This window comes from Kitasatospora sp. NPDC059803, assembly GCF_042732255.1.
GTDB lineage: Bacteria > Actinomycetota > Actinomycetes > Streptomycetales > Streptomycetaceae > Kitasatospora.
The window spans coordinates 659-13,389 of the sequence record NZ_JBHWIJ010000243.1; the positions used below are offsets into that span (position 1 = coordinate 659).

12 protein-coding genes are annotated in these 12,731 nt (G+C 70.9%); 3 read left to right on the plus strand and 9 right to left on the minus strand.

The features are described from left to right. Window positions 1-154 precede the first annotated feature (154 nt). A complete protein-coding gene (locus ACFV6I_RS29790) occupies window positions 155-355 on the plus strand; it encodes a hypothetical protein (RefSeq protein ID WP_363376777.1) in 201 nt (66 codons plus the stop codon). A gap of 98 nt (window positions 356-453) precedes the next feature. Here the strand turns inward: ACFV6I_RS29790 and ACFV6I_RS29795 are convergent, their stop codons facing one another. Then, entirely contained in the window at window positions 454-846 is a 393-nt protein-coding gene (locus ACFV6I_RS29795) for a metal-sensitive transcriptional regulator (protein WP_063348281.1), read from the minus strand. 403 nt (window positions 847-1,249) lie between these two features. Here ACFV6I_RS29795 and ACFV6I_RS29800 point away from each other — a divergent pair, with 403 nt between their 5' ends. Then, window positions 1,250-1,870 carry a DUF47 domain-containing protein gene (locus ACFV6I_RS29800; RefSeq protein ID WP_063348282.1) on the plus strand — a complete coding sequence of 207 codons (621 nt, stop codon included), beginning with the start codon at window positions 1,250-1,252 and terminating at the stop codon, window positions 1,868-1,870. Window positions 1,871-1,875: 5 nt separating this feature from the next. Beyond that, window positions 1,876-2,871, plus strand: coding sequence for an inorganic phosphate transporter (locus ACFV6I_RS29805; protein ID WP_063348283.1), 996 nt, complete (start codon window positions 1,876-1,878; stop codon window positions 2,869-2,871). A gap of 157 nt (window positions 2,872-3,028) precedes the next feature. Here the strand turns inward: ACFV6I_RS29805 and pstB are convergent, their stop codons facing one another. From pstB to mshD, 8 genes are all read right to left on the minus strand, one after another. Continuing rightward, window positions 3,029-3,805 (minus strand): phosphate ABC transporter ATP-binding protein PstB, encoded by a 777-nt coding sequence (gene pstB / locus ACFV6I_RS29810; RefSeq protein ID WP_063348284.1) that lies wholly within the window; start codon window positions 3,803-3,805, stop codon window positions 3,029-3,031. Between the two features lie 39 nt (window positions 3,806-3,844). Further along, the gene (pstA, locus tag ACFV6I_RS29815) at window positions 3,845-4,921 is read right to left on the minus strand and encodes a phosphate ABC transporter permease PstA (RefSeq protein WP_063348285.1); all 1,077 of its coding nucleotides are present in this window, start codon (window positions 4,919-4,921) and stop codon (window positions 3,845-3,847) included. After that, the gene (pstC, locus tag ACFV6I_RS29820) at window positions 4,918-5,895 is read right to left on the minus strand and encodes a phosphate ABC transporter permease subunit PstC (RefSeq protein ID WP_063348286.1); all 978 of its coding nucleotides are present in this window, start codon (window positions 5,893-5,895) and stop codon (window positions 4,918-4,920) included. The genes pstA and pstC overlap by 4 nt, the downstream gene beginning before the upstream one ends. Before the next feature lie 149 nt (window positions 5,896-6,044). Further along, complete coding sequence (pstS, locus tag ACFV6I_RS29825; protein WP_063348287.1) at window positions 6,045-7,175, minus strand: phosphate ABC transporter substrate-binding protein PstS; 1,131 nt, start codon at window positions 7,173-7,175, stop codon at window positions 6,045-6,047. Between the two features lie 268 nt (window positions 7,176-7,443). Then, complete coding sequence (locus ACFV6I_RS29830) at window positions 7,444-7,923, minus strand: NUDIX hydrolase (protein ID WP_380341900.1); 480 nt, start codon at window positions 7,921-7,923, stop codon at window positions 7,444-7,446. Window positions 7,924-7,954: 31 nt separating this feature from the next. After that, a complete protein-coding gene (locus ACFV6I_RS29835; RefSeq protein ID WP_380341817.1) occupies window positions 7,955-9,043 on the minus strand; it encodes a CHAD domain-containing protein in 1,089 nt (362 codons plus the stop codon). A 103-nt stretch (window positions 9,044-9,146) separates the two neighbouring features. After that, entirely contained in the window at window positions 9,147-11,324 is a 2,178-nt protein-coding gene (locus tag ACFV6I_RS29840; RefSeq protein ID WP_380341897.1) for an RNA degradosome polyphosphate kinase, read from the minus strand. Window positions 11,325-11,644: 320 nt separating this feature from the next. Beyond that, window positions 11,645-12,619 carry a mycothiol synthase gene (gene mshD, locus ACFV6I_RS29845; protein WP_380428624.1) on the minus strand — a complete coding sequence of 325 codons (975 nt, stop codon included), beginning with the start codon at window positions 12,617-12,619 and terminating at the stop codon, window positions 11,645-11,647. Between the last annotated feature and the right edge of the window lie 112 nt (window positions 12,620-12,731).

Genomic DNA, 12,731 nt, shown 5'->3' on the forward strand with positions numbered 1-12,731 from the left:
GCGGGGGGGGGGGCCGGCGGGGGGCGGCGCCCCCCCCCAGTCCGCGCGGCGCCGAGATGGCCCGTCCGTGCCATGTGGACGGGCTCCGAAGTGCCTAGGCTGGACGTCGGGTGGCTGCCGCCCGGGCTGGCGAGGCACTGAAGGGGTGGTGCAGGTGGTGTCGTCCACGGGCGGCCGCAGCGGCGGCCACGACGACGCGGCCCTCGACGAGATCGATCTGGCCGGCGAGCTGATGATCGCCGCGACGGCCAGCACCGGCGACCGGCTGCCGACCGAGCGGATCGACGAGGTGCTGCTCGACCGGGCCGAGCCGGGGCGGACCGACGGCGAGGCCTGGCGGCAGGCCGACGGTTAGGTCGCTCCCGGCCCAGGGGCGTTCGCGGCCCAGGGGCGTTCGTGGCTGGGGGTGTTGGCGGGCCGGACCCGCGCGCCCGGCCCGGATCGGGCCCGGCCTCAGCTGCGCAGCAGCCGAGCGATCGCGGCCGTGGCCTCCGCGACCTTGGCGTCGAGTTCGGCGCCGCCCTCCTCGGCGGCGGCCGCGACGCAGTGCCGCAGGTGCTCCTCCAGCAGGGACAGTGCGAAGGACTGCAGCGCCTTGGTTCCGGCCGAGACCTGGGTGAGCACGTCGATGCAGTAGACGTCCTCGTCGACCATGCGCTGGAGGCCACGGATCTGGCCCTCGATCCGGCGCAGCCGCTTGAGGTGGGCGTCCTTCTGGGCGCTGTAGCCGTGCGGGCCGTGCCCGCCCTGATGTCCTGCGGCGGCCGCGGGGACGGCGGGTGCGTCGGCCTGCGCGTCGGTGCCGTGCCCGTGGTCCGGCTCGGTGCGCGCTTGCGTCGTGGTCATCGGCCCGCCTTCGTCTGGATGCCTGGTGGCTGCGTCGGCCACCAGTGTCCAACACCGGGGCCGTCCGTGGTGTTCCGACGGCCGACGCGGCATGTGCCGAAGGGTTCGGGACGGGTTCCGGACGGTCTGCGAACGGGCTGCGACCGGGCTGCGGGCGGCCCGCCGCGCGGTTCACCCGTCTGAGCGGCGCCCCCGTCTTCCATACGTACCACGGGGACAATCCGGGCGAGGTTCCGTCAGACTGGGGGCTCACGTCCGCACCTGGGTGTGCGGTCCGGGTCAGCTGGTGCGGCAGCCGAACGGAAGAGGAGGTTCCGCCTCCACCATCACCACCCCGTTTGCGCGATTGCGCTTGGTTGCACCTAGCATCGTTCAGTCCCTACCCCGCACATCGGAGATTTCCGTGCGTTTTAGCCTGACCCCGAAGGAGACGAGCTTCTACGACATGTTCTCTGCCGCCGCGGAGAACCTCGTCGTCGGTTCGAAGCTCCTGCTGGAACTGCTGGGATCAGACGTGTCGGCCCGCGCGGAGATCGTCGAGCGCATGCGCGCCGCCGAGCACGCCGGGGACGACACCACCCATGCCGTGTTCCACCAGCTGAACTCGTCCTTCATCACGCCCTTCGACCGCGAGGACATCTACAACCTCGCCTCGTCGCTGGACGACATCATGGACTTCATGGAGGAGGCCGTCGACCTGGTCGTCCTCTACGACATCCAGACGCTGCCGAAGGGGATCGAGCAGCAGATCGAGGTGCTGGCCCGGGCCGCCGAGCTCACCGCCGAGGCGATGCCGAACCTGCGCAGCATGTCGAACCTCACCGAGTACTGGATCGAGGTCAACCGGCTGGAGAACCAGGCCGACCAGATCCACCGCAAGCTGCTCGCCCACCTGTTCTCCGGCCAGTACGACGCCATCGAGGTGCTCAAGCTCAAGCAGGTCGTGGACGTTCTTGAGGAGGCGGCGGACGCGTTCGAGCACGTCGCCAACACGGTGGAGACCATCGCCGTCAAGGAGTCCTGACCCTCGTGGACATGGCAGCACTCATCGCCGTCGTCGGCGTTGCGTTCTTCTTCACCTACACCAACGGCTTCCACGACTCCGCGAACGCGATCGCCACCTCGGTCTCCACCCGGGCGCTGACCCCCAGGGCCGCGCTGGCGATGGCCGCGGTGATGAACCTGGCCGGCGCCTTCCTCGGCAGCGGCGTGGCGCACACCGTCTCCCAGGGGATCATCGAGACCCCCACCGGCGACCGGGGCATGGTGATCCTGTTCGCCGCACTGGTCGGGGCGATCGCCTGGAACCTGGTCACCTGGTACTTCGGTCTGCCGTCCTCCTCCTCGCACGCGCTGTTCGGCGGCATGGTGGGCGCGGCCATGGCCGGCGGCATCGACGTGATCTGGGGCGGCGTCCTCGACAAGATCGTCATCCCGATGATCGTCTCGCCGGTGGTCGGCCTGGTCGGCGGCTTCCTGGTGATGCTGGCGATCCTGTGGATCTTCCGCCGGGCCAACCCGCACAAGGCCAAGCGCAACTTCCGGGTCGCCCAGACCGCCTCGGCCGCCGCGATGGCGCTGGCGCACGGTCTGCAGGACGCGCAGAAGACGATGGGCATCGTGGTGATGGCCCTCACCATCTCCGGCCACCACTCCGGCGAGGGCATCCCGGTGTGGGTGAAGATCTCCTGCGCCACGATGCTCTCGCTGGGCACCTACGCGGGCGGCTGGCGGATCATGCGGACGCTCGGACGCAAGATCATCGAGCTGGACCCGCCGCAGGGCTTCGCCGCCGAGGCCACCGCCGCGACGGTCATGTACGTCACCTCGTTCGTCTTCAAGGCGCCGATCTCCACCACCCACGTGATCACCGCGGCGATCATGGGCGCGGGGGCCACCAAGCGGATCCGCGCGGTGCGCTGGGGCGTCGCCAAGAACATCGTGCTCGGCTGGTTCATCACGATGCCGGCGGCCGCCATCGTCGCAGCGCTGGTGTACTGGTTCGCCCACCTGTTCTGGGGCTGACCGGCCCCGCACGTGACAGGGCCCGCCCCCACATCTCGGGGGCGGGCCCTTCTTCATGCTCCACGGCGGCACCGCCATGCAGCACCGCGGAGCAGCCTGTGTGCTCGCCGTTCGCCTCCGGACACCGCGGTCCGTCGGCCGGTGGCGGGGGTACGGCCTAGCCGAAGCGGCCGGAGATGTAGTCCTCGGTCGCCTGGACCGACGGGTTGGAGAAGATCCGCTGGGTGTCGTCCAGCTCGACCAGCTTGCCCGGCTGGCCGACGCCGGCCAGGTTGAAGAAGGCGGTGCGGTCGCTGACGCGGGCCGCCTGCTGCATGTTGTGGGTCACGATGACGATGGTGAACTGCGACTTCAGCTCGCCGATCAGGTCCTCGATCGCGAGGGTGGAGATCGGGTCGAGCGCGGAGCAGGGCTCGTCCATCAGCAGGACCTGCGGTTCGACCGCGATGGCGCGGGCGATGCACAGCCGCTGCTGCTGGCCGCCGGAGAGGCCGGCTCCCGGCTTGTTCAGCCGGGTGTGGACCTCGTTCCAGAGGTTGGCGCCCTTCAGCGAGCGCTCGACCACCTCGTCCAGGACGGACTTCTTGCGCACGCCCGCGAGCTTGAGGCCGGCGATCACGTTGTCGTAGATCGACATGGTCGGGAACGGGTTCGGGCGCTGGAAGACCATGCCGACCGAGCGGCGGACGGCGACCGGGTCGACGTTCGAGGCGTAGAGGTTCTCGTCGTCCAGGAGGACCTTGCCCTCGACCCGGGCGCCGGGGATCACCTCGTGCATCCGGTTGAGGGTGCGCAGGAAGGTGGACTTGCCGCAGCCGGAGGGGCCGATGAAGGCGGTCACCGAGCGGGGTTCGATGCTCATCGAGATGTCCTCGATGGCCTTGGTGGTGCCGTAGTAGGCGGACAGTCCACTGACGTCGATGCGCTTGGCCATGATCGTTGCTTCTCTCGTCTGTCTTCGTACGTCAGTCGGTCAGTGTCCGCCCTTGGGCGAGCGCCAGCGTGCGATGCCCCGGGCGATGAGGTTGAGCCCCATCACGAAGGCGATCAGCACCAGCGCGGCGCCCCAGGCGCGGGCGTAGCCGAAGTCGTTGTTGACCACCGAGTACTGCTGCCAGATGTACATCGGCAGGGACTGCTGCGGTCCGTCGAACGGGTTGCTGTTGATGGCGTCGGCGCCGAAGACCAGCATCAGCACCGGGGCGGTCTCGCCCGTGATGCGGGCGACCGCCAGCATCACGCCGGTGGTGATGCCGCCGATCGCGGTGGGGAGGACGATCCGCAGGATGGTCTTCCACTTCGGCACGCCGAGCGCGTACGAGGCCTCGCGCAGCTCGTTCGGGACGAGCTTGAGCATCTCCTCGGTGGACCGGACCACGACCGGCATCATCAGGATCGCCAGTGCGAGGCTGCCCGAGAAGCCCGAGTAGCTGAAGCCCAGGGCGATGTTCCAGAGCGAGAGGACGAACAGACCGGCGACGATCGACGGGATGCCCGTCATGACGTCGACGAAGAAGGTGACGGTCTTGGCGAGCGTGCCGCGGCCGTACTCGACCAGGTAGACGGCGGTCAGCAGACCCACCGGGGCGGCCATCGCGGTGGCCAGGGCGACCTGCTGCATGGTGCCGAGCAGCGCGTGGTAGATGCCGCCGCCGGGGCCGGAGGCGATCACGCCCTTCATCGAGTGGCTCAGGAAGTTCCCGTTCACCACGCCGATGCCCTGCTGGATCGTGTAGACCGTCAGGGAGATCAGCGGGACCACGGCCAGGATGAAGGCGACCCAGACCACCGAGGTGGCGAACCGGTCCTTGGCCTGGCGGCGGCCCTCGACCTGGGCCGAGACGCCGTAGCTGATCAGCAGGAACAGCACGGCCGAGATCAGGCCCCACTGCAGGTGGCTCTCCAGCCCGCCGACGGCGCCGATCCCGCAGCCGAGCGCGATCGAGCCGACCGCGACGGCGGCCGGGGCCCACTTGGGCAGCCGGTTGGCGGTCAGCGACCGGCTGAGCGGCCGGGCGTCGGCCGTGACGGAAGTCGTTGCCGCGGTCATGCGTTGGCCCCCGAGTACTCCTTGCGGCGGGCGATGATCAGTCGCGCGGCACCGTTCACCAGCAGGGTGATGACGAACAGGACGAGGCCGGAGGCCATCAGGGCGTCGCGCCCGTTGTTGCCGGCCTCGGCGAACTTCAGCGCGATGTTCTGCGCGAAGGTGCCGCCGCCCGCGTCGAGGATGTGCAGCGAGAGCACGTTGCTCGCGGACAGCACCACCGCGACGGCGATGGTCTCGCCGAGCGCGCGCCCGAGGCCGAGCATCGAGGCCGAGATGATGCCGGGGCGGCCGAACGGCAGCACCGCGGTGCGGATCATCTCCCAGCGGGTCGCGCCGAGCGCGAGCGCCGCCTCCTCCTGCATCCGCGGCACCTGGCGGAACACCTCGCGGGAGACCGCCGTGATGATCGGCAGGACCATGATCGCCAGCAGGATGCCGACGGTGAACAGGTTGCGCGGGGTGCCGGACTTGGTCTGGTCGAAGAGGTACGTCCAGCCGAGGTACTGGTTGAGCCAGCTGGTCAGGCCGTCCATGTGCGGGACCAGGAAGAGCGCGCCCCACAGGCCGTAGACGATGCTGGGGACGGCGGCGAGCAGGTCGACCAGGTAGGCGAACGGCTGGGCGATCTTCCGCGGCGCGTAGTGCGAGATGAACAGCGCGATCCCGATGGCCACCGGGACGGCGATCGCCATCGCGATGACGGCGCTGACGAGGGTGCCGAAGGCCAGGACGGCGATGCCGAAGACCGGCTTCGTGGCGTCCGGCGTCCACTCGAAGGTGGTGAGGAAGTTGCCCTCGTTGGTGCTGAGCGCCAGGACCGCGCGCCAGGCCAGGAAGCCGGCGATCGCGGCCATGATGACCAGCAGCAGGACGCCCGAACCGCGGGCGAGGTTCATGAAGATCTTGTCGCCGAAGCGGCTGTCGCGCGGTCGGCGTTCCCTGCCTCGCGGGGCGGCAGGGGAGGATGAAGTCATTGTCTACTCCGGTCTGGTGGTGCCGCCCCGGAAGGGGGACGGCACCATGGCGGCGGTGCCCCGGACGTTCGTGCTGGGTCGGTGCGTTCCGGTGGGACGACCCCGGCCCCCCTCGCTCACGGGGCCGTCCCACCGGTGCTCCTGTCGGGTCAGGCCAGGGAGGAGACGGCGGCCTTGACCTTGTCGCTGATGGCGGCGGGGAGCGGGACGTAGCCCTTGTCGCCGATCGCCTTCTGCGCGGCGTCGCTGACCGCGTAGGTCAGGAAGGACTTGAGGTTGTCCAGGTTCTCCGGCTTGTTGCCCTTGTCGCAGGCGATCTCGTAGGTCACCAGGATGATCGGGTAGGCGTTGTCGGCCTTGGTCCCGTAGTCCAGGGAGAGGGCGAGGTCGCCGTCGGTGCCCACGACGGTGGAGGAGGCGAAGGTGAGGGCGGCGTTGGCCGCGGTCGCCTCGACGGGCTTGGCCGCACCGGTGGCGATCTTGGCGCTCTTGAGGTTGTTGCTCTGCGCGTAGGACAGCTCGGCGTAGCCGATGGAGTTCTTGACCTGCTTGATCTGCGCGGAGACGCCGGCGCTGCCCTGGGCGGACTGGCCGCCCTTGCCCTTCCACGCCTTCTCCGGCGCCGCGGTCCAGGCGCCACCGGAGGTCTTGGCGAAGTAGGAGGTGAGGTTGTAGGAGGTCCCGGAGTCGTCCGAACGGTGGACGGTCTGGATCTCGGCGTCCGGCAGCTGCACGCCCGGGTTCAGGGCGGCGATCGCCGGGTCGTTCCACTTGGTGATCTGCGAGTCGAAGATCTTGGCGGAGGTCGGGCCGTCCAGGACCAGGTTGTCGACGTTGTCGACGTTGTAGACCAGCGAGACGAGACCCGCGACCAGCGGCAGGTCGATCGCCTTGCCACCGGTGCAGACCGTCTTGGAGGCGTCGACGTCGGCGGGCTTGAGCGCGAAGTCGGTGCCGGCGAAGGCGACCTTGCCCTGGTTGAACTGCTGGACACCGGCGCCGGAGCCGCCACCGCTGTAGTTGACGGTGGTGCCGGAGCAGGACGCGCCGTAGGTGGTCTTCCACACGTCGATCGCGTTGGCCTGAGCCGTCGAGCCCGCAGCGAGCAGCGTCCCGCCCTTGCCACAGTTGACCGCGGCGGCCGAAGCGGAGCCGCTGGAGCCACCGGCGGCCTTGGCGCCGTTGTCGTCCGAGCCGCAGGCAGCGAGCGACAGCGAGCTGACGAGCGCCATGGCACCGATGGCGAGGGCCTTGGAGCGGCCGTTCCGCTGGAGCTTCACAGGGGTGTCCCTTTCTGTGGCATTGCCCGTCGCGCGGGCCGTGCGAGGACGGCGGAGCGCGGGTTCTGCTGTGGTCCGGGGCCCGTTCGGCCCTCCGGTAAACCCGAAGTTAGGCCGGGTAGGTGACACGACAGCCGGTCACAAGTGAACGGAGAGTGAACCTCGAAAGGATGACAGGAAACTACGTCAGGTAGTCACGGTTGCGTCACGGCAAGGGCGCGACGAGATCACTTCCACCGTTCCTTCACCGATGGAGACCGCTCGTCCCTCACCGATGGTGACCGCTCGCCCGTACGGGCTTCGCACCCAGGATCGCCAGCAGGGCGTCGACCAGCAACCGGTCGCGGTCGTGCGTCAACCGGGCACGGGCCTTCCCGGCGGGCAGCCACTCCAGCCGGTCCACCTCGCGGTTCGGCCGGAACGCCCCGCTCGACGGCACCGCCGCCCAGTAGCGCACCTCCTTCGGCCGGCCCTGCGCCAAGTAGTGCTGGGCCGGCAGCTCCGGACCGAGCAGGCAGGCGAACCCGGTCTCCTCGCGCACCTCGCGCAGCGCCGCCGCGACGACCCCCTCCCCCGGGTCGAGCTTGCCCTTCGGCAGGCTCCAGTCGTCGTACTTGGGCCGGTGGATCACCGCGATCCGCGGCCGCCCCAGCCGGCCGCTCTTCTTCGGTCGGCCCGGCAGCCACAGCACCGCGCCCGCCGCCAGGATCACCCGGGCGTGCCCCGCCCCGGTCGCGGCCGCGTCCACTGCCGGCCCGGTGCTCAGGCGATCGCGCAATTCAGGCCGTCCGTGGTGCGGGGGAATGCCCCCAGCCCTCGGCAGGGGGGAGGTCCGGCCAGCCGTCCGGGCCGGGCGGGAGGTCGGGCCACCGGCGGCCGAAGGCGTACCGCGCCGCCTCCACCTCCAGTCGCTGATCAGCATGCACCACGCCCAGCACGTAGGCGGTCGCCGGGGTGATCCGCGGGGTCCGCGCGGCGGTGGCCGCGGTGACCGCGGCGTCCGCCGCCTCCTGGTGCCGGCCCAGCACCCCGTCCAGCTCGTCCAGTTCGGCGGACCCGCGACCGCACACCTCCAGCGCGTACCGGGCCCGCTTCACCAGGATCCGCGTCCGTGCCCACGGCGCGTCGTCGGCCGCCAGCGCCGTGTCCGCGTCCACCGCGCCGCGCGCCGCCGGGACGGCGCCCAGCCGGCGCAGCCCGTCGCCGCCGTACGGCGTGGCGGCCCGGTGCAGCGGCAGCTGCTGAGCGCTCGCCGACAGCGCCGTGAACGCGGCGGCCGCCTGCGGCAGCAGCACCGCCTGCGCCCGGCCGCCCGCCGACTCCAGCAGCGGGGCATCGCCGACCAGCAGCGTCATCCGGTCCGCCAGCGCGTGCAGCCGGGCCGACCGGAGCTCCTGGAGCACCGAGGAGTGCGCCCTGGTCCGGGCCAGGGTCAGCTGCCGGTCCAGCAGCGCCCGCGCCTTGGGCGCCCCGACGTGCCCGGCCAGCATGCCCGTCCCGTCCGGATCGCTGCCGCTCAGCGAGTCCAGCGCGCCCAGCAGCCGGGCCGAACGGCGGACGTAACCGGGCTCCAGCGCCAGCAGGTTGAGCAGCCAGCGCAGCTCGGTGCGCGACTCCTGGGCCCAGGCCTGCTCGAAGACGGAGCCGAAGGTGTGCAGCAGCCCGCCGATCCGCCGGACCGCCCGCAGCAGGTCGGCGGTGCCGGCCGCCGGGACGACCGCGGCCGTCCCCGGTCTGGCGCCGACCTCGCCCACCGTCAGCGGCAGGGCGCGCAGGAACGCGCCAGCCTGGGCGGTGAGGTGGCTGGAGAGGATGTCCCCGGCGGTCGTGGTGGCGGCCGCCTGGGCCGTCATCGGCGCATCGGTCATGGCGTGGTAGATCCCCGTTCCCCCGGGTTCGTCCCCCCGGGGCTGGTGGCCGACCGCTGGAACCGGTCCCCTGCGGTTCCAGCGGCTCGCATCAGTGGTCGCGTCAGCGCGAGGCGGCGGCCCGGCGGCGCAGGCGCGAGTCGATCAGCAGATCCTGGACGTGCCGCAGCGGCCGGCCCTCGGCGTCCTGCGAGTGGCGGGTCCACGTGCCGTCCTGCCCCAGGTGCCAGGACTCGGTCTCGTCCGACATCCCGAGGTCGATCAGGCCGGACAGCTCGGCCCGGTGGGCCGGGTCGGTGATCCGCATCAGCGCCTCGATCCGGCGGTCCAGGTTGCGGTGCATCATGTCGGCGCTGCCGATCCAGACCTCCGGATCGCTGTTGTTGCCGAACACGAAGACCCGGGAGTGCTCCAGGAAGCGGCCCAGGATGCTACGGACCCGGACGTTCTCGCTCAGCCCCGGCACGCCCGGCCGGATCGCACAGATCCCGCGCACCCAGACGTCGACCGGCACGCCGGCCTGCGAGGCCCGGTACAGCGCGTCGATCACGGCCTCGTCGACGATCGAGTTGACCTTGAGCTTCACGTACGCCGGCCGGCCGGCCCGGTGGTGGGCGATCTCGTTGTGGATCCGGGAGACCAGCCCGTCGCGCAGGCCGCGCGGGGCGGTCAGCAGGCGGCGGTAGGACTCCCGGCGCGAGTAGCCGGACAGCCGGTTGAAGAGGTCCGAGAGGTCGGCGCCGACCTGCGGGTCCGAGGTCAGCAGCCCCAGGTCCTCGTACAGCCGGGCGGTCTTCGGGTGGTAGTTGCCGGTGCCGACGTGCGAGTAGCGGCGCAGGGTGTCACCCTCCTGCCGGACCACCAGCGACAGCTTGCAGTGCGTCTTCAGCCCGACCAGGCCGTAGACCACGTGGCAGCCGGCCTCCTCCAGCTTGCGGGCCCACTTGATGTTGGCCTGCTCGTCGAAGCGCGCCTTGATCTCGACCAGGACCAGCACCTGCTTGCCCGACTCCGCCGCGTCTATCAGCGCGTCCACGATCGGCGAGTCGCCGGAGGTGCGGTACAGCGTCTGCTTGATCGCCAGGACGTCCGGGTCGGCGGCGGCCTGCTCCAGGAAGGCCTGCACGGAGGTGGAGAAACTGTCGTACGGGTGGTGCAGGAGGACGTCCCGCTCGCGCATCGCGGCGAAGATGTCCGGCTGGGACGCCGACTCGACGTCCGTCAGCCCGCGGGCGGTGCCCGCCACGAACTTCGGGTACTTCAGCTCCGGGCGGTCCAGTTCGGCGATCCCGAACAGACCGGTCAGGTCGAGCGGACCGGGCAGCGGGAAGACCTCCGCCTCGGTGATGTTCAGCTCCCGCACCAGCAGGTCCAGGATGTAGGGATCGATCGACTCCTCGACCTCCAGCCGCACCGGCGGGCCGAAACGCCGCCGCATCAGCTCCTTCTCCAGGGCCTTGAGGATGTTCTCGGTGTCGTCCTCCTCCACCTCCAGGTCCTCGTTGCGGGTCACCCGGAAGGCGTGGTGGGCGAGCACCTCCATGCCCGGGAACAGCTCCTCCAGGTGCGCGCCCATCACGTCCTCCAGCGGGACGTAACGCTGCGGCGAGGCTTCCAGGAAGCGGGCCAGCGACTGCGGCACCTTCACCCGGGCGAAGTGCTTGTGCCCCGACACCGGGTTGCGCACCACCACGGCCAGGTTGAGCGAGAGCCCCGATATGTACGGGAAGGGGTGCGCCGGGTCGACCGCCAGCGGGGTGAGGACCGGGAAGATCTTCTGCCGGAACAGGGTGTGCAGCCGGGCCTGCTCCTTCTCGGCCAGCTCCGGCCAGCGGACCACCTCGATGCCCTCGGTGGCGAGGTCCGGCAGCACCTCCTGCTGGAAGGCGGCGGCGTGCCGCGCCATCAGCTCACGCGAGCGGGTCCAGATCAGGTCCAGCACCTCGCGCGGCTGGAGGCCGGACGCGCTGCGCTGGGCGACGCCCGTCGCGATCCGGCGCTTCAGCCCGGCCACCCGGACCATGAAGAACTCGTCCAGGTTGCTCGCGAAGATGGCGAGGAACTTGGCCCGTTCCAGCAGCGGGATCCCTGGGTCCTCGGCCAGTTCCAGGACCCGCTCGTTGAACGCCAGCCAACTGCGCTCGCGGTCCAGGAAGCGGCCCTGCGGCAGTGCGTCGAACTCCTGCTCGTCCTCGGCCGGCAGCTCGGGCGGTATCCCCAGCGCACCGGACATCCTGGCCGGCGGGGACAGCGAGGCAGAGACGGGGCGGGGGATGCTCATGGGCTCCAGCTCCTCCAGCAGCAGGACGTCGTCCGGACGCGAATGGCTCTGCGGGCCGTCGTCCTCGCCCAGGGCCAACGCCCACCCGCCGGGCGCGGTCCGTACAGGGCCGGCCGGCACGTGGCGGTCGACTCTGCACGAGCGAGACACTACGGACTTCATCCTGTGATCTTCGCGGCAGCAATTGAATCCACGGTAAACACCGCATGGCCAGGAGGAAAGCTGAGTCGGTCGGGGCAAGGGCCGGTGACGTCCGACCCCTTGCCCCGGACCGCCCGGAGCCGCTAGGCCCTGCCCGGTCCTGTAGGTCCTGTCCGGTCCTAGGCCGCCTGGTCCGCGCGGTACTGGACGCGGTACATGAGGTCCACCTCGTGGATGGTGAACCCCAGTCGTTCATATACCCGCACCGCGGCCGGATTGTCGGCGTCGACGTAGAGCAGGACCGTCTCCAGTCCGCGCTCGCCGGCGTCCGAACCGGTCAGGTGACGCAGACCGGCAGCGGTCAGGGCACGGCCGAGACCGCTGCCCTGCTCGGCCGGGTCCACCCCGACCACGTAGACCTCGCCGAGCGCCGGCTCGGTGGCGGTGGCCGGGTGCACCTTCGTCCAGTGGAAGCCGACCACCTTGCCGCCCCGGGTGGCGAGGAAGAAACCGGCCGGATCGAACCAGGGCTCGGCCAGCCGCTCGGCCAGGTCCCGCTCCGTCCAGGAGCCCTGCTCCGGGTGGTGGGCGAAGGCCAGCGCGTTCAACCGCAGCCACTCGGCGTCGTCCTCGCCGGGGCGGAAGGTCCGGAGCTCGACGCCCTCGGGGACGGCGACGGCCCCGGTCTGCGCCCCGGTGCGGCGCATCTGCCGCAGCTCGCGGACCAGCTCGGCCCCGTACCGGCCGGCCAGGTGCCGGGCCGCCGGGTGACCGCCGTGCACCCAGAAGTCCACCGCGTCGTGGCCGGCCCGGTGGGCCTGTGCCAGCACCGCGTCCACCAGCGGCCGGGCCAGGCCGCGGCCGCGGGCGGCCGGGTCGACCACCAGCTCGGCGGCGGGGTTGGCGGCGGGATTGGCGGCGGAGCCCTCCTGGACTTCGAGCTGCCCGTAACCGACGGCGGCGGCGTTCTCACTCTCGATGAAGTGGCTCACGCCGGGGCGCGGCGTATCCGAGGAACGCAGCCGAAGCCGGCCCTGCTCGGACACGGCAGCCCGGCCGTCCACCGCCTGGGCGTCCGCCAGAACGCGCAGGGCGCCGTCGCGCTGCTCGGGGCGGAGCACACTGTTCGCAATGACCGCTGTCTGATCGTCCATGCCCCGACGATACGTCACCGGAAATGCAAAGAACCCCCATCCGGTTTCCCGGATGGGGGTTCTCTGTGAATGATTGTTCGGCGGCGTCCTACTCTCCCACAGGGTCCCCCCT

What these genes read in the sequence shown, in the direction of transcription:
- ACFV6I_RS29795 (WP_063348281.1), bottom strand. Translation starts at nt 846, where the DNA reads ATGACCACGACGCAAGCGCGCACCGAGCCGGACCACGGGCACGGCACC.
- pstB (WP_063348284.1), bottom strand. Translation starts at nt 3,805, where the DNA reads ATGGCCAAGCGCATCGACGTCAGTGGACTGTCCGCCTACTACGGCACC.
- pstA (WP_063348285.1), bottom strand. Translation starts at nt 4,921, where the DNA reads ATGACCGCGGCAACGACTTCCGTCACGGCCGACGCCCGGCCGCTCAGC.
- pstC (WP_063348286.1), bottom strand. Translation starts at nt 5,895, where the DNA reads ATGACTTCATCCTCCCCTGCCGCCCCGCGAGGCAGGGAACGCCGACCG.
- ACFV6I_RS29835 (WP_380341817.1), bottom strand. Translation starts at nt 9,043, where the DNA reads ATGACCGATGCGCCGATGACGGCCCAGGCGGCCGCCACCACGACCGCC.
- ACFV6I_RS29840 (WP_380341897.1), bottom strand. Translation starts at nt 11,324, where the DNA reads ATGAGCATCCCCCGCCCCGTCTCTGCCTCGCTGTCCCCGCCGGCCAGG.
- mshD (WP_380428624.1), bottom strand. Translation starts at nt 12,619, where the DNA reads ATGGACGATCAGACAGCGGTCATTGCGAACAGTGTGCTCCGCCCCGAG.